Origin of the sequence: Spirillospora sp. CA-128828 (genome assembly GCF_050945415.1) — a bacterium.
Taxonomy (GTDB): domain Bacteria; phylum Actinomycetota; class Actinomycetes; order Streptosporangiales; family Streptosporangiaceae; genus Spirillospora.
In genome coordinates this window covers 3,341,882-3,365,106 of the sequence record NZ_CP191986.1, presented here as the reverse complement: position 1 = coordinate 3,365,106, position 23,225 = coordinate 3,341,882, and the positions used below count along the sequence as shown (strand labels likewise).

Genomic DNA, 23,225 nt, shown 5'->3' with positions numbered 1-23,225 from the left:
CGTCTCAACGGGATCACAGAACATGAAGAACCCTCGACTTTTCCCCGAGGCCCGGCCTAGCGTGGCCGGTCGTGTGCTCCGTCCGTCCCCCCGCATGGACTTCCCCCGGGAGTGATTCACCTTGACCCGAGTCAGCCGCCGCAGACTGCTCGGCACGGGCGCCCTCACCGCCGCCGGAGCCGTCGTCTCCACGGCCGCGGCCCCGTCCGCCGCCGCCCGCACCGCCCCCCTGAGCACCGACGTGGTGATCGTCGGTGCCGGCCTGTCCGGTCTCACCGCCGCCCGCGATCTCGTGGCGGCCGGCCGGTCCGTGCTCGTCTTAGAGGCGCGGGAGCGGCCGGGCGGGCGCGTGTACGGGATGCCGCTCGGCGACGGCACCACCAACGAGGGCGGCGCCGAGTTCATCGGCCCGACGCAGGACCGCATCGCCGCGCTCGCCAAGGAGATGGGCGTCGACACCTACGCCACCTACAACGAGGGCAAGAACGTCTACTACCGCAACGGCCAGCGGTCCCTGTACGCGACCGACGGCATCCTCGGCGCCGTCCCGCCGGACTGGGGCGTGGTCGACCTGGAGGTCGCGCTGCTGAGGCTCGGCGGCATGATCAAGGACGTGCCGGTCGGCGAGCCGTGGAAGGCGGCGAAGGCCGAGGAGTGGGACGCGCAGACGTTCCACACCTGGTCGCGGGCCAACACGCTGAGCGGCGGCGCGCGGTTCCTGATGGACGCGTTCGCCTCCTCGACCCTGTCGATGCGCTCGCAGGAGATCTCGCTGCTCTACCTGCTGAACTACGCGGCCTCGGCGGGGAACGAGAGCACCCCGGGGACGATCGACCGGCTGATCAACACCAGGGGCGGCGCGCAGGAGTCCCGCTTCACCGGCGGCTCGCAGGAGGTGCCGATCCGGCTGGCCGCCAAGCTCGGCGACGTCATCCGCTACAACGCGCCGGTGCGGTCCATCGTCACGGGTTCGGGCGGTGTCACGGTCAACGCGGAGGGTGTCACGGTGTCGGCCAGGCGCGTCATCGTGGCGATGTCCCCCGCGATCGCCGGCAAGATCGACTACTCGCCGGCGCTGCCGGCGAGCAGGGCGCAGCTCATGCAGCGCTACCCGATGGGCTCGATCGCCAAGTTCGTCGCCGTCTACGACACGCCCTTCTGGCGCGCGGACGGCCTGACCGGGCAGGCGGTCGCCGACAGCGGCGCGATCGACGCGACGTTCGACAACAGCCCGCCGGACGGATCGCGCGGCATCCTGATGGGCTTCATGAACCAGGCCAACATCCGCAAGCTGGACGCCGCGTCCGCGGACGACGTCAGGGCGGCGGGCCTCGCCTCGTTCGCCAAGCTGTTCGGCGACAAGGCGGCGAGCCCGAAGCTGACGGCGTTCCAGCGCTGGGACAACGAGACGTGGAGCGGCGGCGGCCCGGTCGGCGTCGCCCCGCCCGGCGCGCTGACCGCCTTCGGCCCGGCGCTGCGGGCGGCGTGCGGCCCGATCCACTGGGCCGGCACGGAGACGTCCGACTACTGGACGGGCTACATGGACGGCGCGGTCCGCTCCGGGGAGCGCGTCGCCAAGGAGGTCGGCGCGGCGCTCTGACACCGCCCTCCCGGAGCCGTTCCCGCACGTTCCGCCGGCCGCGAAAAGTAAGGATCAAGTGGCGATCCGGCCGGCGGAACCGTGCATCTCATCCAAGGACAGGGATGGACGACGGAACGGGTTCCGATGGTGCGGTACGGGAATCGGCCGAACTGGGCCTCCGCGGCGCTGCTGGCGGTCGGCGCGCCCCTGGCCGGGCTCGCGCTCGTCGTCGGCCAGGCCGCCCTGACCGCGAACGGCCCGTCGGCGCTGGCGGACAACTGGGCGGGCACGGCGCTGCTCTTCGTGATGATGATGGCCGGGTACGCCCTGATGGTCTTCACGCAGTTGCGCTACGAGAACATCCTGGTGTTCTTCGGCGCCTTCCTCCTGCTGTTCATCGGGGTGGCCTTCATCGCCGACGCGGTCTCGGACCAGGCTCTGCAGGAGCGCGGCCGGACCACGGCGTGCACGGTGCAGAAGGTCGACAGGCGCGAGGTCACCACCACCGACAGCGACGGGCACACCACCACGGACGTCTACTACGACCACGAGCTGGCCTGTGCCGAGCCGCGGGTGCGGAAGATGACCACCGGCTCCCCGGTGGCGGAGCGAGGCGGCCGCGTCCAGGTCGTGTACGACCCGCTCGGCCGCCTCGGCCCGCGTCCCGCCGGTTCGGTGGGCGATCCGGGCACCTCCCTGAAGCGGGGAGCCGCCATGTTCGGGGGCGGAGTCCTGCTGCGCGTGCTGTTCGAGCTGAACGTCCCGCCGTTCCGCGCAGGGCTGGGACTGGGGCGCGGGTGGCGGACGCGCCGGGCGCGGCGGTCCCTCAGAGGCCGGCGGCCATCTCCTTGACCTTCTCGATCAGGGCGAGGCGGCCCTTGTGGTCGCCCGCGATCGGGGTCACGTTGAGCGTGGTGACGCCGGACTCCTTCATGGCGGCGAGCCGTTCGCGGACGTGGCCCTCGGAGCCGATGAGGGACATCTTCTCCAGCAGCTCCTGCGGGACCTTGGCGGCGGCCTCGTCCTTCTTGCCGTCCAGGTACAGGTCCTGGATCTCCTCGGCCTCCTTCTCGAAGCCGTAGCGGCGGGCGAGGTCGTTGTAGAAGTTCTTGCCCTTGGCGCCCATGCCGCCGATGTAGAGCGCGGCCATCGGGCGCCCGAACTCCAGGAAGCCCTGGACGTCGTCGCCGATGGCGAGCGGGGACTGCCCGACCACGTCCAGTTCGCCGAGGGCCGGGTCGCGCTTGGCCTTGCCCGCCGCGAGGGAGGGGCCCCAGACGTCCTTCGCCTTCTCGGGCATGTAGAAGATGGGCTCCCAGCCGTTGGCGATCTCCGCGGTCAGCTCGACGTTCTTCGGGCCGATCGCGGCGACCAGGATCGGGATGTCGGCCCGCACCGGATGGTTGATGAGCTTGAGCGCCTTGCCGAGGCCGGTGCCCTGGCCCTCCGGCAGCGGCAGCTTGTAGTGCCTGCCGTCGTGCTGCACCCGCTCGCGCCGCCACACCTTGCGGCAGATCTCGATGATCTCCCGGGTGCGGCCGAGCGGCGCGGTGTAGGGGACGCCGTGGAAGCCCTCGATGACCTGCGGGCCGGACGCGCCGATGCCGAGCGTGAACCGCCCGTCCGAGACGTAGTCCAGGCCCGCGGCGGTCTGCGCGATCGCGGTCGGGGTGCGCGAGTAGATGTTGAGGATGCCGGAGGCGATCTCCACCCGCTCGGTCCTGGCGGCGATGTAGCCCATCTGGCTCACCGCGTCGAAGCTGTACGCCTCCGCGACATAGACGATGTCGAGGCCGGCCTTCTCGTAGTCGGCCAGCTCCTCGACGGTCTCCTTGAAACCGCCCGAGTAGCTGAGCGCCATCCCGATGCGCATCGGCATCCTCCCTAACCGAATCCGATTCCAGTCGAACGTAACCTACTCCGCCGCGCCGCGGTCAGGGCAGGGCGGGACCGCGCAGCGCGTCGAGCGCCGGCCGGTACAGGCCGGTGCGGATCTTCGCGACGGTCCCGCCGTCCTTGCCCGCCAGCGCCGCCGCCGACTCGACGGCGGCGGGCAGGACCTCGTCCTCGGCGGCGGTCCGCTGCACGATCCCGGCCGCGCGCGCCTCCTCCGCGGTGTAGCGGCGGCCGGTGAGCATCGCCTCGTGCGCGGTGGCCTTCGGCAGGCGTCCCGTGATGAGCGCGTTCATCCCGGGCGTGAAGCTCATCCCGAGATCGACCTCGGGCAGGCAGAAGTAGCCCCGGTCCGTCCGCATGACGGCGACGTCGTGGCAGAGGGCGAGCATCCCGCCGCCCGCGAACGCGTGCCCGTTCAGCGCCGCGACGGTGGGCATCGGCAGTTCCAGGACGCGCGCGAACAGCCCGTGGACGCGCCGCAGGTACTCCTCGAACCGGTCCTGGTTGGCGCCGAGCCAGTCCAGGTCGAGGCCGTTGGAGTAGAACTTGCCGGTTCCCACGGTGACCAGGGCGCCGGGCCCGTCGTTCTTGGCCACGGTGTCGAGCGCCCCCTCGACCGCGCCGAGGAAGTCCGGACCGAACCGGTTCTCACCGGCGTCGAACCGCAGGACGTACACGTCTCCGTCGCGCTGGAGGTCGATCACGTGGCTCTCCTTCATCCGTGCCTGACCGAACCCTACTCGGGAGTAGCCGCCGGGAAGACCATGCAGGTGGTCGTGCCGTGGGCGACCAGCTTGCCGTCGGCGTTGACGATGCGCCCCTCGGCCGTGGCGACCTTGCGTCCGACGTGGACGGTCGTCCCCTCGCACACCAGACGGCCGCCCTCCAGCGGCACCGCCCGGACGAAGTTCACCTTGAGCTCCAGCGTGGTGTAGCTCGCCCCCTCGGGCAGCGAGGTGTGGACCGCGCAGGCCATCGCCGAGTCGAGCAGCGTGGACATGATGCCGCCGTGCACGGTGCCGAGCGGATTGCTGAAATCGGACCGCGGCGTGAGGGCGAACACCACCCGCCCGGGCTCCAGGGTCTCGGCCGTCATGCCGAGCAGCGCGCCGATGCCGTAGCCCTTCTCCACGCCCATGTTGAGCAGATCCTTCAGCTGCTCCAGGCCCGCCGTGGTCTCCATGCGCGCTCCCCAATCGGTATGACGTCCGTCATAACAAGCTTTTTCCATGACGCTCGTCATGGTCAACGCGACGACCGTATGATGAATGTCATAATCGGTCCATGGGGACGGACAGCCGGGAACGCATGGTGCGCAGCGCCGCCTACCTCTTCCGCGAGCGCGGCTACAGCGGCACCGGGTTCCGCGATGTCATCGCGCACAGCGGCGCCCCGCGCGGGTCGATCTACCACCACTTCCCGGAGGGCAAGGCGCAGCTCGCCGAGGAGGCCGTCCGCTACGCCGGGGAGTTCCTCAACGCCGGCATCCTCGCCGCCACCGAAGGCGGCGACGCCGCGTCCGCGGTCGACGCCTTCGTCGGCTGGTGGCGCCAGGTCCTGATCAAGAGCGAGTTCCGGGCCGGCTGCCCCATCGTCGCCGTCACCATCGAGTCCCACGACGAGGCCCCGCAGCTGGCCGCGGCGGCCGCGGCGGCGTTCGGACGCTGGCAGGACACCCTCGCCACCGGCCTCGGCAACGCCGGAGTCCCCGACGACCGCGCCTCCCGCCTGGCCCGCCTCATCGTCGCCGCCGTGGAGGGCGCCACCATCCTCTGCCGCGCCCACCGCGACGTCGCCCCGCTCGACGACGTCGTCGCCGAACTCAAGGACATGGCGAGGAAGGCGGCCGAGGAGGACTGACGGGGCCGCGTCGGGGTCAGGCGGTCCGCTGCTCGGCGATCAGTTCGGCGATGGCCTGGAGCGCCAGGACGTAGGACATCGTGCCGAAGCCGGCGATGGTGCCGGTCGCCACGCCGGCGACGACGGAGGTGTGGCGGAACTCCTCGCGGGCCGCCGGATTGGTGATGTGGACCTCGACGAGCGGGGCGGTGCGCTGGGCCAGCGCGTCGCGGAGGGCGTAGGAGTAGTGGGTGAAGGCGGCCGGGTTGAGCACCATCGGGATGCGCTCGTCGGCGGCCTCGTGCACCCAGCGCATCATCTCGGCCTCGTCGTCGGTCTGCCGGACCTCGACGCTCAGGTCCAGGCGGCGGCCGGCGTCGCGGCACAGGGCGGCGAGGTCGTCGAAGCTGGTCGTCCCGTACTTGTCGGGCTCGCGCACGCCGAGCCGCCGCAGATTGGGCCCGTTCAGCACGAGAACGCGAGTCACCTGACGCTCCCTTCTGGGGGGCGACCCCCAGACCCCCGCAGCCGGTCGGCCGACGATCCTCGCTCCGCTGCGGTCATCGGCCGACCTCCCGGTAAGCCGCGGCGAGCAGTTGCTCGTCCGGGCCTTCGAGGCGGCCGGGCTCGGCGACGCCGTCCAGGACGACGAAGCGGAGCGTCGTGCCGCGCGACTTCTTGTCGATGGTCATCGTGGCGCGCAGCCCGGCCCAGTCCGCGGCGTAGGAGACCGGGAGGCCGACGGACGTGAGGACGTCGCGGTGCCGCTGGACGACCTCGGCGGGCAGGCGGCCGGCGAGGCGGGCCAGCTCGGCGGCGTAGACCATGCCGATCGCGACGGCGTGGCCATGGCGGAACCGGTACTCCTCGGCCTTCTCGATGGCGTGCGCGAGGGTGTGCCCGTAGTTGAGGATCTCGCGGAGCCCGCCCTCCCTGAGGTCGGCGGACACCACGTCGGCCTTGACCTGGATCGCGCGTTCGACCAGCTCGCGGGTGTGCGGGCCGTCCGGGGACGCGGCGCCCTTCGGGTCGTCCTCGACCAGTTCGAGGATCTTCGGGTCCGCGATGAACCCGGCCTTGATGATCTCCGCGAGGCCGCTGACGTAGTCCTCGCGCGGCATCGTCATCAGCGTGGCGAGGTCGCACAGCACGCCGGCGGGCGGGTGGAACGCGCCGACGAGGTTCTTGCCCTCGGGGATGTTGATGCCGGTCTTGCCGCCGACGGCCGCGTCCACCATGCCGAGCAGCGTGGTCGGCACCAGCACGGCGCGCACGCCGCGCAGCCAGGACGCCGCCGCGAACCCGGCGAGGTCGGTGGTCGCGCCGCCGCCGACGCCGACGACGGCGTCCGTCCGGGTCATGCCGAACCTGGCGAAGGACGACCAGAGCCCGGCGAGAACGCCGATCTCCTTCGCCGCCTCGCCGTCCGGGACGGGCAGCGCGCTGACCGTGTACCCGGCCTGTTCGAGCACCCGGCAGACGGGGCGGGCGATCTCCGGCAGCCCCTCGGCATGGACGACGGCGACGGTGCGGGCCCGGTCGCCGACCATGGCGGGCAGCTCGCCGAGCACGCCCGTGCCGATGACGACGTCGTACGGGTCGGCGCCGCCGACGTGCACCCGCGCCTGCGTCACCGCGGGCTCCCCAGGGCCTTCGCGATCTCCTCGACGATGTCGGCGGGCTCGCGGCCGTCGGTGTCGACGTGGACGGTGCCGAGCCGCTCGTAGATCGGGAGGCGCTCCTCCAGCAGCTTGCGCATCTGGCTGCGCGGGTTCAGCACGAGCAGCGGCCGCGCGGACGCCAGCCCGACCCGCTTGATCGCCTCCGACAGCCCGACCCGCAGGTAGACGACGGTGTGCCCGGCCAGCAGTTCCTGGCTCTCCGGCGCGAGGACGGCGCCGCCGCCGAGCGCGACGACGCCCTCGTGCTCGGCGAGGGCCGCGGCGACGGCCGCGCCCTCCAGTTCGCGGAAGCGCTCCTCGCCGTCGTCGATGAAGATCTCGCCGATCGGCTTGCCCGCGACCCGCTCGACGTCGGTGTCGGTGTCGCGCAGCGCGACGCCGAGCCGTTCCGCCAGCGCGGTGCCGATCGTGGTCTTGCCCGAGCCCGGCGGCCCGATGATGACTGCCTTCGGTCGCATGGTCCCGTTCACTTGATCGTCAGGGAGGACAGGTATCCCCGCAGGTTGCGGGCGGTCTCCTCGGCGGAGTCGCCGCCGAACTTCTCCAGCGCCGCGTCCGCGAGGACGAGCGCGACCATCGCCTCGGCGACCACCCCGGCGGCGGGGACGGCGGTGACGTCGCTGCGCTGGTTGATCGCCTTGGCGGGTTCGCCGGTCTTCACGTCGATGGTGTCCAGCCGCCGCGGCACCGTGGAGATCGGCTTCATCGCGGCGCGGACCCGCAGCACCTCTCCGGTGGTCATGCCGCCCTCGACGCCGCCGGCCCGGTTCGTCCGGCGGCGGACGCCATCGGGCGTCGCGTCGATCTCGTCGTGCGCCCCGGACCCGGGACGGCGCGCGGTGGTGAACCCGTCGCCCAGTTCCACGCCCTTGATCGCCTGGATGCCCATCAGGATCCCGGCGAGCCGCGAGTCGAGCCGCCGGTCCCAGTGGACGTGGCTGCCGAGACCGGCCGGCAGCCCGTAGGCGAGGACCTCCACGACACCGCCGAGGGTGTCGCCGGCCTTCTTGGTCTCGTCGATGTGCGCGACCATCTTCGCGGACGCCTCGTCGTCGAAGCAGCGCACCGGGCTCTCGTCCACGCGGGCGAGGTCGCCGGGCCCGGGCAGGACGCCGTCGGGCGCCCCGACCTCGCCGAGCGCGATCACGTGGCTGAGGACGTCCACGCCGAGGGCCTGCTTGAGGAACGCCTTGGCGACCGTGCCGAGCGCGACGCGGGCCGCGGTCTCCCGCGCGCTCGCGCGCTCCAGCACGGGCCGGGCGTCGTCGAACCCGTACTTCTGCATGCCGACGAGGTCGGCGTGCCCGGGCCGCGGCTGCGACAGGGGGGCGTTCCGCGCCTGGGCGGCGAGGACGTCGGCGTCCACGGGGTCGGCCGACATGACCGTCTCCCACTTGGGCCACTCGGTGTTGCCGACCTCGATCGCGACCGGCCCGCCGAGCGTCACCCCGTGCCGGACGCCGCCGAGGATCGTCACCTTGTCCTGCTCGAACTTCATCCGGGCACCCCGCCCGTGGCCGAGCCGGCGGCGGCGCAGTTCCTCGGCGATGTCCCCCGAGGTCACGCGCACACCGGCCGGCAGCCCCTCCACGATCGCGGTGAGGGCCGGGCCATGGGACTCCCCCGCGGTCAACCAGCGCAGCATGCCAACGATCCTATTGACTCCGTGCCCCCGCCTGTGACGGCGTCCAGCATCTGAGAGGCTCGTCGGAGGAGGTGGGGAATGAGAGGGGCCTTGCTCACCCAGGCACAGGCGTGCGCCGACCTGGGATCGCCGATGTACGCGGAGCTGCTCACCCGTGCCGCGGGCGACCCGGGCGAGGCGGCCGCCGCGGTCCTGGGAGACCGCACCGGGCCCGGCTTCGTCCTCGGGATGCTGGGCACCGTGCACCGTCTCGTCCTGGAAGGGCGGGTGCCCGAGCTGGCCGCCCACTACCCGACCGCCGGCGGGACGGAGGATCCGCTGGAGGCATGGCCCGCGTTCCGGGACGTACTGGCCGAGCACGCCGCGGAGATCCGGGAGGGGCTCACCGACCCGCCGCAGACCAACGAGGTCGGGCGGGCGGCCCCGCTGGTCGGTGGCCTCCTCGCGGCCGCCGCGGCCACCGGTCTGCCGATCAGGCTGCTGGAGATCGGCGCGAGCGCGGGGCTGAACCTGCGCGCCGACCATTTCCGCTTCCTGCACGAGCGCGGCGCGTACGGGCCGGAGTCGCCGGTCGTCCTGCCCGGCGCCTGGCGGGGTCTTCCTCCGGTGGACGCCCCGCTCGCCGTCACGGAGCGGCGAGGGTGCGACCCGAACCCGCTGGACGTGACGTTCCCGGAGGCGCGGCGGCGGCTCCTGTCCTACGTGTGGCCCGACCAGACGGCGCGGGTCGAGCGGCTGCGGGCGGCGTTCGAGGTGGCCGCGCGGGTCCCGGCGACGGTCGTGCGGGCGGGCGCGGCGGACTTCCTGGACGGTCTCGCCCCGGAGCCGGGCGTCGTGACGGTCGTGTGGCATTCGACGATGCGCGCGTACCTGTCGGGAGAGGAGGGCGCCCGGGTCGACCGGCACATCGAGGCCGCGGGCGCGTCCGCCGCCGCCGGCGCGCCCGTGGCCCACCTGTCGTTCGAGGGACGCGACGCCTCCCGGCTGGACGCCGCCCAGGTCGTGGCGCTGCGGCTCTGGCCGGGCGGGGAGCGCCGGATCCTCGGCGAGGGCCCGTCGCACGGCCTGCCCACGACCTGGCTCTAGGCGATCTCCCGCCAGTCGAGGACGGGCGCGGCCAGGTCCCGGACGGCGGCGAGGAAGCCGAGCCGGTTGGCGCGGCAGGCCGGGTCCTCGTCCATGACCATCACGTCGTCGAAGTAGGTGTCGATGGGCGCGACGAGGGCGGCCGCGGCCGCGGAGAACTCCGGGAGGGCCGGGCGTGCGGGCAGTTCGGCCCGGACGCGCGTGAACGCCTCTTCCAAGACCTGCTCCGCGGGCTCGGTGAACAACGCCGGGTCGTAGCCGGCGTCCGTCCCGTCCGGGACGATCCGCAGGACGCGCTGCAACGCCGTCGTGAGCCGCTCGAACCGTGACGACCGCAGAAGGTTCGCCAGGTCGGCCGCGGCCTGGGCCGCGCGGGCGGGCGCACCGGCGTGCGGGAGGACGGCCCTGACGATGTTCACCGGATGCCCCTCGTCCAGGAGGTTCTGTTCGAGGCGCCGCGCGACGAACCGCCCGGCCTCCGCGATCGCCTCGGCCGGGACCTCGACGGGCTGGTGCCGGGCGGCGAGGGCGAGGCCGTCTCCGACCGTGACGGGCGCGAGGCGCGGGACGTCCCGCAGGATCGCGGTGAGGGCGAGCGCGGCCCGCCGCAGGCCGAACGGGTCGGAGCTGCCCGTCGGAGCGGACCCGACGGCGAACAGCCCGGCCAGAAGGTCCAGCCGGTCGGCGACGGCGAGGACCGCCCCGGGCAGGCCGCCCGGCAGGGCGGCGCCGGCCGCGCGGGGCAGTTCCATCTCGTAGAGGGCCTGCGCGACGGCCTCGTCCTCGCCGGCGCGGCGGGCGTACTCGCGCGCCATGGTCCCGGCGAGGCTCGACAGCTCGATGACCATGGACGAGGCCAGGTCGAACTTGGCCAGCCCGGCGGCGCGGCGGATCGTGTCCCGCTCCCCCGCGGCCGGATCGAGGCGGTCGGCCAGCTCGGCGGCGATCGCGGCGATGCGCGCCGACCGGTCGGCCATCGACCCGAGGCGCTCGGTGAACGTGAGCTTGGCGAGCCCCTCCTTGATCTGCGCGGGTGTACTCCGCAGGTCCTGCTGGTAGAAGAACGCGGCGTCCTCGTAGCGTGCGCGCAGGACCGCCTCGTTCCCGGCCCGGACGGCGTCGTGGTCGCATTCGCCGTTGGCGACCGTCACGAAGTGCGGGAGAAGCCGTCCGGTGGACGCCCGCACCGGCAGGTACCGCTGGTGCTTGCGCATGACCGTGGTGAGGATCTCCTCGGGCAGCTCAAGGTACTTCTCGTCGAACGAGCCGAGGATCGTCACGGGCTCCTCGACCAGGTCGACGATCTCCTCGACGAGGTCCTGCTCGGCGGCGAAGTCGATCGTCCCGGCGCGCCGCCGCGCGAGCACGCCCGCGTCCTCGACGATGCGGGACCGCCGCCGCGACGGCTCGGGCTCGATCCCGTGCTCGCGGAGCGTCGTGATGAGGGACGAGGCGTCCGCGACCTCGACGAGCGGCGTTTCCGCCGTGCGGTGGACGCGGGTCGTGCGGCCGGCGGTGATGCCGGAGACGGTGAACGGGATCTCCGCGCCGTCCAGCAGGGCGAGCAGCCAGCGGATCGGGCGGGCGAACGACAGGCCGGGCGCGTTCCACCGCATGTTCTTCCCGGCGCGGAGCCCGGCGACGATGTCCGGCAGCAGCTCGGCGAGGACCTCGGCGGCGGGACGTCCCACCACCTTCCGGATGTATCCGGCGTACTCCCCGCCCGACAGGGTGATCCGCTGAACGTCCTCCACCGCGATGCCCTGGCCGCGCGCGAACCCCTGCAGGGCTCGCGTCGGCTCCCCGGACGCGTCGTAGGCGGCGGCGAGCCGCGGGCCCTTCACCATCTGCTCGGTGTCGGGCTCGCGCGGCTCCAGATCACGGACGACCGCGATGATCCGGCGGGGCGTGGCGCACGTGTCGAGCGAGGACGCGTCCGTGATCAGCCCGGCCTCCTCCAGCCCGGCCAGCAGCCGTTCCGCCACCTGCGACGCCGTCCGGGCGACCTCGTGCGGCGGGAGCTCCTCGACACCGATCTCCAGCGCGAACGAGCCGGCCGCGGCGAGGTCCGGCAGAACGCCCCGCCCGGCGACGGCGGGGCCGGTCGCGGCGTCGCCGAGAGGATGCCCCAGCTCGGCGCGGCGCTCCACCCACAGCGCGGCGACCTCGTGGGCGAGGCCGCGCATCCGGGCGAACGCGCGGGCGCGCTCGGTCGTGCCGATGGCCCCGCGCGCGTCCAGGACGTTGAACGCGTGCGAGCACTTCAGCACGTAGGAGTGGGCGGGGACGGGCAGCCGGGCGTCCAGCATCCGCCGCGCCTCGGCCGCGTAGGACTCGAACAGCTCCCGGTTCGTCGCGATGTCGGCGTCGTCCAGGTAGTAGCGGCTCATCTCGTACTCGGCCTGCCCGAACGCCTCGCCATAGGAGATGCCGGGGGCGTACGCGATGTCCTTGAAATGGGAGACGCCCTGGAGCGCCATCAGGATGCGTTCCATCCCGTAGGTGATCTCGACCGACACCGGATCGAGGGTCAGCCCGCCCGACTGCTGGAAGTAGGTGAACTGGGTGATCTCCAGGCCGTCGAGCCAGACCTCCCAGCCGAGCCCCCACGCGCCGAGCGCGGGCGACGCCCAGTCGTCCTCGACGAACCGGACGTCGTGCGCGCGCAGGTCGATCCCGAGTGCGGTGAGGCTGCCGAGGTAGAGCTCCTGCGCGTCGCCCGGCTCCGGTTTGAGGATCACCTGGAACTGGGTGTGGGTCTGCAGCCGGTTCGGATTGTCGCCGTACCGGGAGTCGTCGGGGCGGACGCTCGGCTCGGTGTAGGCGACCCGCCACGGCTCCGGCCCGAGGACGCGCAGCGCGGTGGCCGGGTTGAGCGTGCCCGCGCCGACCTCGGTGTTCATCGGCTGCGCGACGAGGCAGCCCCGTCCCGCCCAGTACCCGGTGAGCCGGATGAGCGCGTCCTGCATGGTCAGCACGGAATTCTCCAAACGGGGTAGGGCGGCCTCAAGCCTAGAAGCGTCAGCGCCCGAGACCTCGCTGGATCGCCGCCCGCACCGGAGACGATTCGGGGAGCGGCCCCGACGGGAGCAGCGGGGGCTGCGCCATGAACTTGACCTCCGTGCCGCGGTGCGGCTGCGCCGCGTGCACGAGGAACGGATGACACAGATAGACGTCCCCGGCCCGGCCGGTGGCGAACGCGACGGGACGGTGTTCGGACGCCGGAACGGCCTTCCCCGCGAGATCCAGCATGCCGAGCCCGGCGTCGCCCTCGGGTTCCAGGATCGGCGGGACGTCCAGATGGGAGCCGACCCGGATGCGCGTGGGCGCGTCGTCCTCGCCCACGTCGGAGAACAGGAAGAGCATCAGCAGCGCGCGGCCCCTGGAGGCCAGGTTCACCCGCCACTTCATGAAGTCGGACGGGTCGTCGCCGGGGAAGCTCGCGTCGATGTGCCAGCCGTCGTCGCCCGGCGGCTCGTCGCTCGGGAACCGGACCGGGAACGTGCCGAGGCTGCCGCGCGGCAGCCAGGCGCCCTTCCCGACGGCCGTGTCGAACGCGGCGTGCAGGCGGGGCGTGTTCACGGCGGCCCGGAACGGCTCCTGCGGGTAGTCGCCGAGCCGGACGACCGGCCGCGTCCAGGTCGAGCGGTCGCCGGCGTCGCAGCCGGTGTCCCGCCAGAGGATCTCGCGGCCCCGCTCGGCCAGCTCCCGGGGGAAGGCCTCCTCGACTCGGACGAACCCGTCGGTGATGAAGGCGTCAACGTCGATCATGACGCCAGCGTGCCAAGACGGGCGCGGCGGACGCGAACGATTTACCGGCGCCCGGTCACCTGCGCACGACGTTCAGCTCGACGCCGCCGACGATGCGGCCGCGCAGCACTTCGGCGAGCCGGTCGGACACCCGCTGCACGGTGCGGCGCTCGTCGTGGCCGGGGACGACGGCGAACCGGACGGCGACCTCGGCGGACGTGCCCTCGGTCACGCGGACGCCGCTGACGGACTGGTCGGAACCGAACGCCGCCTCGACGGCCGCGAGGATGTCGGGGTCCTCGTGCGGCGGCGGGATGGGGCGGCCCTCGGCCAGCAGGTGCAGGCGCAGGCCGTCCACCGCGAACGGGACGGGGCCCGCCACGTCCACGACCAGGGCGTCGGCGCCCTCGTCCAAGGTGGCGCGGCACGCGTCGCCGCCGCGGACCGTCACGGGCCGGGCGTCGGCGCGCCACGCCTTCATCGTCTCCCCGCAGGTGAACGCGAGCACCCCGCGCCGCCCGTCGTCGCCGAGCAGGGTGGGCAGCGCCATGTCGCTCGACTTCTCCCGGCGCAGCTCGCCGGGGGCGACGTCCTCCTCCTCGGTGAGGACGGCGACGATGGGGACGAGGAGCCGCGCGCCCTGCAGCCGCCGCAGCACCGTGTGGGCGCCGACGCGGCCGGACGCGTACCCGGCGAGCGCCTCGCACAACCGGGGGTCGGCGCTCCCGTCGTCCCCGGGGAACTGTGGTTCGGGAATGGTCAGTCCGGACACGGCAGGAAGGCTATAGCCTCCGGCGACCGCGGGGGGCGACTATCCGGATACTCTCCGCTTTCCGGCGGGCGCCGGCCGGCATCAGCCGAGATCGGCGATGGCCGCGACGGTGCCGCCGCCGGACGGCCCCTGGTGGACGGCCGCGACCGACACGAACACCGCCGGGTCGCCGGCGACGGACGCGGCGACGCCGCCGACGCACGCCTTGATCTGCCGGTGCCAGTGCACGTCGGAGTCGTCCAGCATGATGTTGCGGCGTCCGCGGACCGAGCCGGTCGGGTCGGCCTCGCACTTGATGAAGACGTTCACGAGCCGGTCACCGAGGTCGGAGGTGCGGGGCCGGTCGGGCAGGTCGAGGCCCGCCGTCCTGATCGCGTCCCAGATGCCGTCGGCGTCGAGGGCGTCCTTCATCACACCGTGCCCGGCCCGGTACCGGCCGCCGATGCCGCGGACGTTGCCGACGACGACGATCTGCGCCCGGTCCAGTTCCACCCCGGACGAGCAGGACGCCACCGACGAGTACAGCGACAGGTCCTTGTGGATCCGCTCCGCGGACGGCGTCTCGATCTCGCCGAGCGCGACGGCGATGCCGAGCGCGGTCGTGGAGTTGGAGATGTCCATCGACTTGAGGGTGTCCTCGGTGACGACGTCGCGGCCGCGCGACCTGGCGTCGTTGATCGTGTCGAGGGTGAGCAGCGGCGTCTTGGTCTGGACGTAGTGGACGTCCGCGGGGTCGTCGATTCCGGCGATCTTCATGGCCTCGCGGACCCCGGCGGCGACCGTCTCGACCATCGCGGGACGGCCGATGTCCTCGGGCAGGATGATGTCGCTCATCGCGACGCCGACCGAGAGCCGCGGCTCGTCCGACCTCGGCGCCTCCGCCGGATCGACGGTGGCGAACACGGTCGCGTGCGGGCTGAGCACCCCGTCGGTCCCGCCGGACCACACGAGCGGGACGCGCGCCACCTCGTCCGCGGGCCGGGTGCCCTTGGCGATGAGGACCTCGCGGAACGCCCGGTCGGCCAGCAGCCGGGTGTAGTCGTTCACCCCGCCGTTGCCCTCGGTCTTGCCGACCACGGCGAGGACCCGGTCGGCCTCCAGCACGCCGTCGTCGATCAGCCGGGCCAGCCCGGACGCGTCGGTCACGCTCTCGATGGGGATCTTGCGGACTTCGATCGGATCGGGCACGTCATCGCTCCTCAGCTGCTCTGCTCATCGGTCTCTACCCCGGGTCAAGCCTCGACGACCGTCCCGGCCTCGCCGTGCACGGCGCCGCCGAGCCGGGCCAGCGACGCGATCGCCGCACGCCGCCCGCCGGCGGCGACGAACCGCACCACCGCCTCGACCTTGGGACCCATGCTGCCCCCGGCGAAGTGCCCGGCGGCGGCCAGCTCCGCCAGCTCCGCCGCCGTCGTGCGGCGCAGCGGGCGGGCCCGCGGCGTCCCGAACCCGGTCATCGCGTTCTCGACGTCGGTGGCGATCACGAGGGTGGTCGCGCCGAGGCGCCGGGCCAGCAGCTGCGCCGCCAGGTCCTTGTCGACGACGGCCTCGACGCCGCGCAGCGTCCCGTCCGTCCGGACGACGGGCGCTCCCCCGCCGCCCGCGGCGACCACGACGTGCCCGGCCTCCAGCAGGACGGCCGCCGCGTCGGCGTCCAGGATCTCCAGCGGTTCCGGCGAGGCGACGACGCGCCGCCAGCCCCGCTCCCCGAACCGTTTCCACGCCTGGCCGAGCGCCATCGAGCGGCGTGCCTCCTCCTCGGGGAAGTAGCGGCCGATCGGTTTGGCGGGCGCGTCGAACCCGGGGTCGGACGCGTCCACCAGGGTCCGCGTCACGACCGTGGACACCGGGCGGGCGGCGCCCCGCGCGCACAGCGCCCGCTCCAGCGCGTTCATGACCATCACGCCCACGGTGGCCTGGGTCTGCGCGCCGCACCAGTCCAGCGGGACGGGCGGCACCACGCCCGCCGCCAGCTGGTTCTTGATCAGCAGGTTGCCGACCTGCGGCCCGTTCCCGTGCGTGAGCGCGACCCGCGCGCCCGCCGCGACCAGCTCCGCGACGGGCGCCATCGCTGCCTCGATCGCCGCCGCCTGGGCGTCCGGGGTGGCGCTGCCGTCCGGTGCGGTCATGGCGTTGCCGCCGAGCGCGATCAGGATCCGCTCGCCGCTGAGCGTCCCCCCGCCGTTCCAGGTCACGGACGGACGCTAACCCGCGCGAAGGGCGGCGCTCATGGGCGAAATCCGCCCAACGAGCGCCGCTTCTTCGGCAGTTTCTAGAGGCGTGCGCCGAGCGCGCCGACCCACCCCATCTTCTCGTAGGTGGTCACGCCGGTCCCGTACCCGGACTCCCACATCCGGAATTCGAGCAGGTCGGCGGTCTTCGCCGAGATGACCAGCCGGGACTCGGTCGCGTTCGCGCCGCCGTCCGGGGCCTCCTTCACCGCGACCGCCATGCCGGGACGGCCGAGCCGGTCCGTCGTCCTGCCGATCATCCGGATCCCCGGCTGACCGGCGAGGACCTTGAACAGCGCCGACTTGGTACCGGGCGTGATCGGCCCGGCGAGCAGGTCGCGCGCCGTCTCCCAGAGGTAGGCCGTGAACGTGCCCGTGAACGGGTTCTCGGAGGCCTTCAGGTCACGCGCGTAGCGGTCGCGCAGCACCGCCTGCAGGCGCCCGGCGTCCGTGGGCAGGGACGCCAGCTCCTTGAAGGAGACCACGTCGCTGCCGATGGACGGCTGCGACGGCCCCTCCCAGATCCGCTTCTCGTTCGAGCCGGAGACGAGCCGGGGGGAGCCGTCCTCGCGCCAGCGGGCTTCGTCTCCGGCGGTCGGGAAGACGAGCTTCTCCGGGCCGCTGGTCTTGCGCCCCTTGCCCCCGTCGCGCGCGAGCCAGCCCTCGCCGGGGGTCTCGATGGACGCCCGGTAGGAGATCTTCTTTTTCACCTTGCGGGCGTCCGGCCCCTTGCCGACGACGACCGTGCGGTGCCCGCCGACCTCGCTCGACGTCCGCTGCCGGTCGTACCAGTAGCGGCCGGTCGCGGCCGGGGCCTTGGCCGCAGCCGTGGCGCTGGCCAGCAGGAACGTGCGCGCGTCGACGGCCTCCCGCCCCGCCGCGGGCGGCCGGGACGCGGGCTCGCCCCCGTTCGCGAGCACGACGGTCCCGGCCGCGGCGCAGGCCGCGGCCGCCACCCCGGCGACGAGCAGCACGGGACGGCGGGCGCGGCGGCGAGGCGCGGCGGCGGCGTGCATGGCGCGCGCGAGGTCACCGTCGCGGCGGCGCGCATGGGCGTCGCCGGCCAGCTCGTCCAGCGCGGCGGGCTTCAGCTCGCGGAAGATCGTGTCGGCGTCCTTCATCTTCTCTCCGGTTGTCATCGGGTCCTACCTTTCTGGGGGCGACCCCCAGACCCCCGGGCCCAGCGGCCCGACGATCCTCGCTTCGCTGCGGTCATCGGGCCGCCTCCTCGGCGACCGGGGCGGGACGGGCAGGGGCTGCGGCGCCGGCGGTGTCCAGGGCGCGGGTCAGGCGTCTGCGGGCCCGGTGCAGCCGGACGGCGAAGGCGGGCACCGAGCAGCCCATGGCCTTCGCCGCCTGCCGGGGGTCGAGGCCGTGCCAGTTGACGAGCGCGAGGATCTCCAGGTCGCGCTCGGCCAGCGTGGCGATGGCGGACAGCGCGGTCTCGCGTTCGATCACGTGCTCGGCGACGTCCCACGCGGCGAGGTCGCCCGGCGTGGTCAGCGCCCGGATCCGCTCGGCGAGGGCGCGGCCGCGGTTGCCCCGGTCGCGCTGCTTGTGCAGCAGGTTGCGGGCCACTCCGAGCAGCCACGGCAGGGCCGGGTCGCGGACGTCGTCCAGCCGCCGCCAGGCGATCAGGAACGTCTCGCCGGCGATGTCCTCGGCCGTGTGCGGCTCGGCATGGGTGAGCGCGTACGCGAGGACGCGCCGGTGGTTCTCGTCGTACAGGCGGGTGAACCGTGTTTCGGGATCATCCACGAAGAACCTCCCGTCGGGGTCGGTTGTCGTGGAGTAATCCCGAACCGGCGGGTCCGTTTACAGGCGGCCGCCGGTTTCTCGGCCGAGGCGGGCGAGGCGTTCCACGGCCTCGTCGATGACCTCGTCCTTCTTGCAGAACGCGAACCGGACGAAAGGCGCGCCCGCCTCGGCGTGGTCGTAGAAGACCTGGGTCGGGATGGCGACCACGCCCGCCTTCTCCGGCAGGGCCCGGGCCAGCTCCATGCCGTCGGTGAACCCGAGCGGCCGGATGTCGGCCTGCACGAAGTACGTCCCCTGCGGCCGGTAGGTGGCGAACCCGGCCGCCTCAAGGCCGATGATGAGACGGTCCCGCTTGGCCTGGAGCGACTTGCGCAGCTCCTCCACCCACGGGATCTCGTTGCGCAGCGCGTACGCGGCCGCACGCTGGTAGGGCGCGCTGACCGCGTAGGTGAGGAACTGCTTCACGGTCTGGACGGCCCGGACGTACGGCGCCGGCGCGGTCACCCAGCCGGTCTTCCATCCGGTGACGGAGAACGACTTGCCCGCGGACGACACCGACACCGTCCGCTCGCGCATGCCGTCGAGCGTCGCCAGGGGGATGTGCGCGGTCTCGTCGAACGTCAGGTACTCGTACACCTCGTCGGTGATCGCGACGAGGTCGTGCTCGCGGCAGACGTCCGCGATGGTCTCCAGTTCGGCGCGCGTGAACACGGTGCCGGCCGGGTTGTGCGGCGAGTTCACCAGGATCGCGCGGGTGCGCGGCCCGACGGCGGCGCGCAGCTCGTCCGGGTCGAAGGTGAAGCGTCCCTCCGCGGGCCGCAGCGTGACGGGCCTGCGCACCGCCCCGGCGAGCGCGATCACGGCGGCGTAGGAGTCGTAGTACGGCTCGAACACGATGACCTCGTCGCCCGGGCCCGCCAGCGACAGCACCGACGCCGCGATGCCCTCGGTCGCCCCGACGGTCACGAACACCTCGGTCGCCGGGTCGTACGCCAGCCCGTACCGCTCCAGCCGCTGCGCCGCCACGGCCTCCCGGAGCTCCGGCAGCCCCGGCCCGGGTGGATACTGGTTGCCGCCCGAGCGGATCGCCTCGACCGCCATGTCCAGCACCCCGGCCGGGCCGTCCTCGTCCGGAAACCCCTGGCCCAGATTGATGGACCCGGTCCGGACGGCGAGAGCCGACATCTCGGCGAAGATCGTCTCGCCGAATTCCCGCATGCGCTCGACCAGTGGCTCACTCACGCCACAAGATTAGACGCCCGCCCTCCCCGCGGGCCTGGCATGGTCGGATCCGGCCCCGGTCAGATCCGGCCCGGTCAGATCCAGCCCATTTCCCGGGCGGTCTGGAAGGCGCCGGCGCGGTTGGACTCGCCGAGCTTGGTCATGGCGGTGGAGAGGTAGTTGCGGACGGTGCCCTCGGACAGGTGCAGCCGGGTCGCGATGTGGGCGGTCTCGGTTCCGGTGCCGGTGAGGCGGAGGATCTCGCGTTCGCGCGCGGTGAGCGGGTTGTCGCCGGCCGCCATCGCGCCGGCGGCGAGTTCGGCGTCCAGGTAGCGGCCGCCGGCGTGGATCTTGCGGATGGCGGCGGCGAGTTCCTGGGTGGGGGCGTCCTTGGCGACGAAGCCGCGGACGCCGGCGGCCATGGCGCGGCGCAGGTAGCCGGGGCGGCCGAAGCTCGTGAGGATGCAGACGGCGCAGCGGGCCCCGGACGCGTTCAGCTCTTCGGAGACCGTGAGGCCGTCCGCGCCCGGCATCTCGATGTCGAGGACGGCCACGTCCGGGTCGTGTTCGGCGACCGCGGCGGCGACCTCGTCGCCGCGGCCGGCCTCGGCGACGACCTCCAGGTCGGGTTCGAGGCCGAGGAGGGCGGCGACGGCGCCGCGGATGAGGTGTTCGTCGTCGGCCAGCAGGACGCGGATCACGCGGGCCTCCCCGCCGCGACGGCCTCGCCGGACTCCGCCCCGTCCCCGCTCGGGAGCGGGACGGTGGCGCGCAGCAGGAACCCGTCACGGCCGTGCCGCCCGGCGCTGATCTCGCCGCCGAGCACGGCGACGCGCTCGGTGAGTCCGGTCAGCCCGGAGCCCGCGGCGGTCTCCGCGCCGCGCACGCCGTCGTTGCGCATCTCCATCACCACGGAGTCACCGTAGAGGGTGAGCGTGATCGCGCAATGCCGGGCCTCGCTGTGCTTGATCACATTGGTGGCGCCCTCGCGGATCACCCAGGCGAGCACCGAGCGGACCTCCGGCGGCGGCCCGTCCGGGAACTCGCCGATCTCGCAGCGCACGCCGGCGGCCTCCAGCACGGCCCGCACCCCGGCCAGCTCGGCGTCCAGCTCGACGGCCCGGTAGCCGCGGACGGCGGCGCGGACCTCGCGCAGGGCGGTCCGGGCGGCGCGCTGGACGTCGGCCATCTCGGCGTGTGCCCGGTCCGGGTCGTCGTGCGCCGTCCGCATGGCCAGCTCGCTCTTCACCGCGATGAGGGACAGGCTGTGGCCGAGCAGGTCGTGCAGGTCGCGGGAGAAGCGGAGCCGCTCCTCGGTCACCGCGAGCCTGGCCATGGCGTCGCGGGCGGCGTGGGACTCCTGGTGCAGGTCCCACATGCGCCGCTGGTACCGGTTGACGAACACGACGAACCCGCATGTCGCGGTGTAGATGACGAACAGGACCGGGAAGATCGCATACCAGGGCGCGTCACTGTCGGGGTAGAGGTGTTCCGCGGCGAGTGTGGCGACCGCACCGCAGTAGGCCCCGGTCCCCGCGCACAGCGCGATGATCTGCCAGCGGCCCAGCGGGGAGAGCACCACGGCGGAGATCCAGAAGACGGGGATGACGCTGAACCACGGGCTGGTGAGCAGCATCAGGCTGAGCGCACCGGCGACGACGCCGCTGACCACGATGTCGCGCAGCGGCGCGCCGCCGTCCAGCCCCGCCCGGACGAGCCGCGCGTAGTACCAGGTGAGCAGGGCGAGCCCCGTGACCACCGCGGCGATGAGGGGCACGCCGCCGGCACCGTCGCTGTAGGCGGTCGTAAGCCCGCCGAGGCTCGGCGCGATGAAGCCGAAGGCGGCGATGAGGAACGAGCGGTACGTCACCCGCCGGTAGCGCTCCAGCCGGCGGCCCGCCTGCTCCTCGATGTCCGCCGTTGTCGCGACCGTCATGTCCTTGTCCCTCCCGGCATCGCACTGTAATCGGTGGCGCTCAGGCGTGCCGCGGTTCCCAGCGGAACCAGCGGGCGGCGAGAGCGCGGCCGAGCGCCGCCCAGAAGACCAGGACGAGGAACGACCGGATGCAGGAGAGCCAGCCTTCGGCGAGGCCGACGGACGGGTGGCCGGCCCGCTGGACGAAGTCCTGGCCGAAGTCCTGGCCGAAGTAGCCGGTCCGGACGATCTCCACGACCGGGCTGAGCGGGACGAACCGGCAGATCTCCTGGAGCCACCCGGGCAGGCCGTCCATCGGGAACATGACCCCGGCGCCGAGCATGCAGCCGAACATGATCGGCAGGACGGTCAGCTGCGCGAGTTCGGCGTTCGGGGTGATCCCGGACACCGCGAACGCCAGCGTCGCGAACACCACGACGCCGCCCGCGAGCCCGGCCAGCATCAGGACCGGGTCGGCGGGGAGCCGGCCGCCCATCGCCGCTCCCAGCACCGCGACCAGCGCGATCGCCTGCACGGTGTACATCGCGGTCGCGGTGAGGATGCTGCCGCCCGTGATCTCCGCATCCGACAGGGCGGTGCCGCGCATCCGCTTGAGCGTGCGGTCCTCGCGCCGGGCGGTGAATACGTTGACGAGGTTCATGAAGACGGCGAAGACAAGGAAGAACCCCAGATGACCCGTGCCCTGCAGGAGGGCGCCGTCCACTCCGTCGATCTCCTGGCCGCGCATGGGGACGAGCATGCCCGCGAACAGGATCGGCAGGCCGAAGACGGTGAACAGGGCGGTCCGGTTCCGCCAGAGCAGGGTGAGGTCGAGGCGGGCGACGCTGAGCATGGCGGAGGTCTTCATGGGGTCGCTCCTTCGGCGGTGCGGAGGAAGACGTCTTCGAGGGACGCGCTGCGCGCCGCCAGGCCGTCCAGCCGGACGCCCTCCCGGTCGGCCCAGCGCAGCAGCTCGTACAGGCCGTCTTGGAGACCGGCACTCTCGACGGTGTAGGACGCGGCGGCGTGGCCGCGGTCCACGGTGATGTCGGCGCGGGCGCCGTGCAGGTCGGGGAGTTCGGCGACCTGGAGCCGTTCGGGGAGCTGGAAGGTGACGCGGTCGCCGTACCCGGCGACGACGTCGGCGACCGTGCCGGACGCCTCGATCCGCCCGCGGTGCATGATCGCGAGGCGGTCGGCGAGGTGCTCGGCCTCCTCCAGGTAGTGGGTGGTGAGCAGGACGGTCGTGCCGCCGGCGACCACGTCCCGGACGGTACGCCAGGTCGCCTGGCGGGCTTCGGGGTCCATGCCGCTCGTCGGCTCGTCCAGGAAGAGGACGGCGGGCCGGCCGAGCAGGGCGAGCGCGAGGTCGAGGCGGCGTTTCTGCCCTCCGGACAGCTGCCGCACGCGCACGCCGGCCTTGTCGGTCAGGCCCGCGATCGCGATCGCCTCGCCGCGGTCGCGGGCGGACGGGGTGAAGGCGCGCCAGTGCTCGACGGTCTCGGCGACGGTGAGGTCGGCGAAGAAACCCCCGTCCTGGAGCATGATGCCGATGCGCGGCCGGACATCCCGGCGTTCCCGGTGCGGGTCGTGGCCGAGGACCCGGACCGTGCCCCCGTGGACGGCCCGGTGTCCCTCCAGGGTTTCGAGTGTGGTCGTCTTCCCCGCGCCGTTGGTGCCGAGCAGCGCGAACAGCTCGCCCTCGCCGACCTCGAAGGAGATCCCGGCGACGGCCTCGAAGTCCCCGTACCGCTGCCGCAGCCCGTCCACGCGGATGGCCGAGTTCGTTTCCATGCCCCCAGCGTCGCGAGGACGGGCGTGCACGGGTAGAAGCGCGTGTCACCGGTT

Annotated in this window: 23 protein-coding genes; 4 read left to right on the top strand and 19 right to left on the bottom strand. The window is 73.1% G+C overall.

From position 1 onward, the window contains the following. Positions 1-121: 121 nt before the first annotated feature. Both ACQPXG_RS16645 and ACQPXG_RS16640 read left to right on the top strand, forming a co-directional pair. Positions 122-1,600, top strand: a complete 1,479-nt coding sequence (locus ACQPXG_RS16645) for a flavin monoamine oxidase family protein (protein WP_433468595.1) — start codon at positions 122-124, stop codon at positions 1,598-1,600. A gap of 126 nt (positions 1,601-1,726) precedes the next feature. Beyond that, positions 1,727-2,434, top strand: a complete 708-nt coding sequence (locus tag ACQPXG_RS16640; protein ID WP_433468594.1) for a hypothetical protein — start codon at positions 1,727-1,729, stop codon at positions 2,432-2,434. Here the strand turns inward: ACQPXG_RS16640 and ACQPXG_RS16635 are convergent. The 3 genes from ACQPXG_RS16635 to ACQPXG_RS16625 all read right to left on the bottom strand — a co-directional run bounded on the left by ACQPXG_RS16635 (position 2,409) and on the right by ACQPXG_RS16625 (position 4,661). Then, positions 2,409-3,455: an LLM class F420-dependent oxidoreductase gene (locus tag ACQPXG_RS16635; protein ID WP_433468593.1), complete on the bottom strand. Its 1,047-nt coding sequence runs from the start codon at positions 3,453-3,455 to the stop codon at positions 2,409-2,411. The two genes, ACQPXG_RS16640 and ACQPXG_RS16635, sit on opposite strands and share 26 nt — an antisense overlap. 61 nt (positions 3,456-3,516) lie before the next feature. After that, complete coding sequence (locus tag ACQPXG_RS16630) at positions 3,517-4,182, bottom strand: enoyl-CoA hydratase-related protein (protein WP_433468592.1); 666 nt, start codon at positions 4,180-4,182, stop codon at positions 3,517-3,519. A gap of 32 nt (positions 4,183-4,214) precedes the next feature. Next, positions 4,215-4,661, bottom strand: coding sequence for a PaaI family thioesterase (locus ACQPXG_RS16625; RefSeq protein WP_433468591.1), 447 nt, complete (start codon positions 4,659-4,661; stop codon positions 4,215-4,217). A gap of 101 nt (positions 4,662-4,762) precedes the next feature. Between ACQPXG_RS16625 and ACQPXG_RS16620 the strand changes: the two genes are divergently transcribed. After that, a complete protein-coding gene (locus tag ACQPXG_RS16620) occupies positions 4,763-5,338 on the top strand; it encodes a TetR/AcrR family transcriptional regulator (RefSeq protein ID WP_433468590.1) in 576 nt (191 codons plus the stop codon). A 16-nt stretch (positions 5,339-5,354) separates the two neighbouring features. Here ACQPXG_RS16620 and aroQ read toward each other — a convergent pair whose 3' ends face one another. The 4 genes from aroQ to aroC all read right to left on the bottom strand — a co-directional run bounded on the left by aroQ (position 5,355) and on the right by aroC (position 8,644). After that, on the bottom strand, positions 5,355-5,804 hold the full coding sequence (aroQ, locus tag ACQPXG_RS16615; RefSeq protein ID WP_433468589.1) for a type II 3-dehydroquinate dehydratase: 450 nt from the start codon (positions 5,802-5,804) through the stop codon (positions 5,355-5,357). A 73-nt stretch (positions 5,805-5,877) separates the two neighbouring features. Then, the gene (gene aroB, locus ACQPXG_RS16610) at positions 5,878-6,951 is read right to left on the bottom strand and encodes a 3-dehydroquinate synthase (RefSeq protein ID WP_433468588.1); all 1,074 of its coding nucleotides are present in this window, start codon (positions 6,949-6,951) and stop codon (positions 5,878-5,880) included. Next, positions 6,948-7,457, bottom strand: a complete 510-nt coding sequence (locus ACQPXG_RS16605; RefSeq protein ID WP_433468587.1) for a shikimate kinase — start codon at positions 7,455-7,457, stop codon at positions 6,948-6,950. The genes aroB and ACQPXG_RS16605 overlap by 4 nt, the downstream gene beginning before the upstream one ends. An 8-nt stretch (positions 7,458-7,465) precedes the next feature. Beyond that, the gene (gene aroC / locus ACQPXG_RS16600) at positions 7,466-8,644 is read right to left on the bottom strand and encodes a chorismate synthase (protein ID WP_433468586.1); all 1,179 of its coding nucleotides are present in this window, start codon (positions 8,642-8,644) and stop codon (positions 7,466-7,468) included. 78 nt (positions 8,645-8,722) lie between these two features. Here aroC and ACQPXG_RS16595 point away from each other — a divergent pair, with 78 nt between their 5' ends. Beyond that, positions 8,723-9,730: a DUF2332 domain-containing protein gene (locus tag ACQPXG_RS16595; protein WP_433468585.1), complete on the top strand. Its 1,008-nt coding sequence runs from the start codon at positions 8,723-8,725 to the stop codon at positions 9,728-9,730. Here the strand turns inward: ACQPXG_RS16595 and ACQPXG_RS16590 are convergent. From ACQPXG_RS16590 to ACQPXG_RS16535, 12 genes are all read right to left on the bottom strand, one after another. Continuing rightward, complete coding sequence (locus ACQPXG_RS16590) at positions 9,727-12,699, bottom strand: glycine--tRNA ligase (protein WP_433469979.1); 2,973 nt, start codon at positions 12,697-12,699, stop codon at positions 9,727-9,729. The genes ACQPXG_RS16595 and ACQPXG_RS16590 overlap by 4 nt on opposite strands. 52 nt (positions 12,700-12,751) lie before the next feature. After that, positions 12,752-13,501: a phytanoyl-CoA dioxygenase family protein gene (locus ACQPXG_RS16585; RefSeq protein WP_433468584.1), complete on the bottom strand. Its 750-nt coding sequence runs from the start codon at positions 13,499-13,501 to the stop codon at positions 12,752-12,754. Between the two features lie 55 nt (positions 13,502-13,556). Beyond that, entirely contained in the window at positions 13,557-14,252 is a 696-nt protein-coding gene (locus ACQPXG_RS16580; protein WP_433468583.1) for an SseB family protein, read from the bottom strand. 81 nt (positions 14,253-14,333) lie between these two features. Next, positions 14,334-15,440 (bottom strand): ring-opening amidohydrolase, encoded by a 1,107-nt coding sequence (locus ACQPXG_RS16575; RefSeq protein WP_433468582.1) that lies wholly within the window; start codon positions 15,438-15,440, stop codon positions 14,334-14,336. 44 nt (positions 15,441-15,484) lie between these two features. Further along, complete coding sequence (locus ACQPXG_RS16570; RefSeq protein WP_433468581.1) at positions 15,485-16,447, bottom strand: carbamate kinase; 963 nt, start codon at positions 16,445-16,447, stop codon at positions 15,485-15,487. Positions 16,448-16,524: 77 nt separating this feature from the next. Beyond that, a complete protein-coding gene (locus ACQPXG_RS16565) occupies positions 16,525-17,622 on the bottom strand; it encodes a CU044_5270 family protein (protein ID WP_433468580.1) in 1,098 nt (365 codons plus the stop codon). 73 nt (positions 17,623-17,695) lie between these two features. After that, positions 17,696-18,241 carry an RNA polymerase sigma factor gene (locus ACQPXG_RS16560; protein ID WP_433468579.1) on the bottom strand — a complete coding sequence of 182 codons (546 nt, stop codon included), beginning with the start codon at positions 18,239-18,241 and terminating at the stop codon, positions 17,696-17,698. Positions 18,242-18,298: 57 nt separating this feature from the next. Beyond that, positions 18,299-19,483: a pyridoxal phosphate-dependent aminotransferase gene (locus ACQPXG_RS16555; protein WP_433468578.1), complete on the bottom strand. Its 1,185-nt coding sequence runs from the start codon at positions 19,481-19,483 to the stop codon at positions 18,299-18,301. A gap of 74 nt (positions 19,484-19,557) precedes the next feature. Beyond that, the gene (locus tag ACQPXG_RS16550; RefSeq protein ID WP_433468577.1) at positions 19,558-20,163 is read right to left on the bottom strand and encodes a response regulator transcription factor; all 606 of its coding nucleotides are present in this window, start codon (positions 20,161-20,163) and stop codon (positions 19,558-19,560) included. Further along, entirely contained in the window at positions 20,160-21,398 is a 1,239-nt protein-coding gene (locus ACQPXG_RS16545; protein WP_433468576.1) for a sensor histidine kinase, read from the bottom strand. The genes ACQPXG_RS16550 and ACQPXG_RS16545 overlap by 4 nt, the downstream gene beginning before the upstream one ends. Positions 21,399-21,438: 40 nt before the next feature. Further along, positions 21,439-22,245 (bottom strand): ABC transporter permease, encoded by an 807-nt coding sequence (locus ACQPXG_RS16540; protein ID WP_433468575.1) that lies wholly within the window; start codon positions 22,243-22,245, stop codon positions 21,439-21,441. Next, positions 22,242-23,171, bottom strand: coding sequence for an ABC transporter ATP-binding protein (locus tag ACQPXG_RS16535; RefSeq protein WP_433468574.1), 930 nt, complete (start codon positions 23,169-23,171; stop codon positions 22,242-22,244). Before ACQPXG_RS16535 ends, ACQPXG_RS16540 begins: the two co-directional genes overlap by 4 nt. Between the last annotated feature and the right edge of the window lie 54 nt (positions 23,172-23,225).

Excerpts from the sequence above, each read along its gene's own strand:
- ACQPXG_RS16590 (WP_433469979.1), bottom strand. The coding sequence starts at position 12,699 with ATGCAGGACGCGCTCATCCGGCTCACCGGGTACTGGGCGGGACGGGGC.
- ACQPXG_RS16565 (WP_433468580.1), bottom strand. The coding sequence starts at position 17,622 with ATGACAACCGGAGAGAAGATGAAGGACGCCGACACGATCTTCCGCGAG.
- ACQPXG_RS16635 (WP_433468593.1), bottom strand. The coding sequence starts at position 3,455 with ATGCGCATCGGGATGGCGCTCAGCTACTCGGGCGGTTTCAAGGAGACC.
- ACQPXG_RS16545 (WP_433468576.1), bottom strand. The coding sequence starts at position 21,398 with ATGACGGTCGCGACAACGGCGGACATCGAGGAGCAGGCGGGCCGCCGG.
- ACQPXG_RS16605 (WP_433468587.1), bottom strand. The coding sequence starts at position 7,457 with ATGCGACCGAAGGCAGTCATCATCGGGCCGCCGGGCTCGGGCAAGACC.
- ACQPXG_RS16625 (WP_433468591.1), bottom strand. The coding sequence starts at position 4,661 with ATGGAGACCACGGCGGGCCTGGAGCAGCTGAAGGATCTGCTCAACATG.
- ACQPXG_RS16640 (WP_433468594.1), top strand. The coding sequence starts at position 1,727 with ATGGTGCGGTACGGGAATCGGCCGAACTGGGCCTCCGCGGCGCTGCTG.
- ACQPXG_RS16595 (WP_433468585.1), top strand. The coding sequence starts at position 8,723 with ATGAGAGGGGCCTTGCTCACCCAGGCACAGGCGTGCGCCGACCTGGGA.
- ACQPXG_RS16540 (WP_433468575.1), bottom strand. The coding sequence starts at position 22,245 with ATGAAGACCTCCGCCATGCTCAGCGTCGCCCGCCTCGACCTCACCCTG.
- ACQPXG_RS16620 (WP_433468590.1), top strand. The coding sequence starts at position 4,763 with ATGGGGACGGACAGCCGGGAACGCATGGTGCGCAGCGCCGCCTACCTC.
- ACQPXG_RS16585 (WP_433468584.1), bottom strand. The coding sequence starts at position 13,501 with ATGATCGACGTTGACGCCTTCATCACCGACGGGTTCGTCCGAGTCGAG.
- aroC (WP_433468586.1), bottom strand. The coding sequence starts at position 8,644 with ATGCTGCGCTGGTTGACCGCGGGGGAGTCCCATGGCCCGGCCCTCACC.
- ACQPXG_RS16535 (WP_433468574.1), bottom strand. The coding sequence starts at position 23,171 with ATGGAAACGAACTCGGCCATCCGCGTGGACGGGCTGCGGCAGCGGTAC.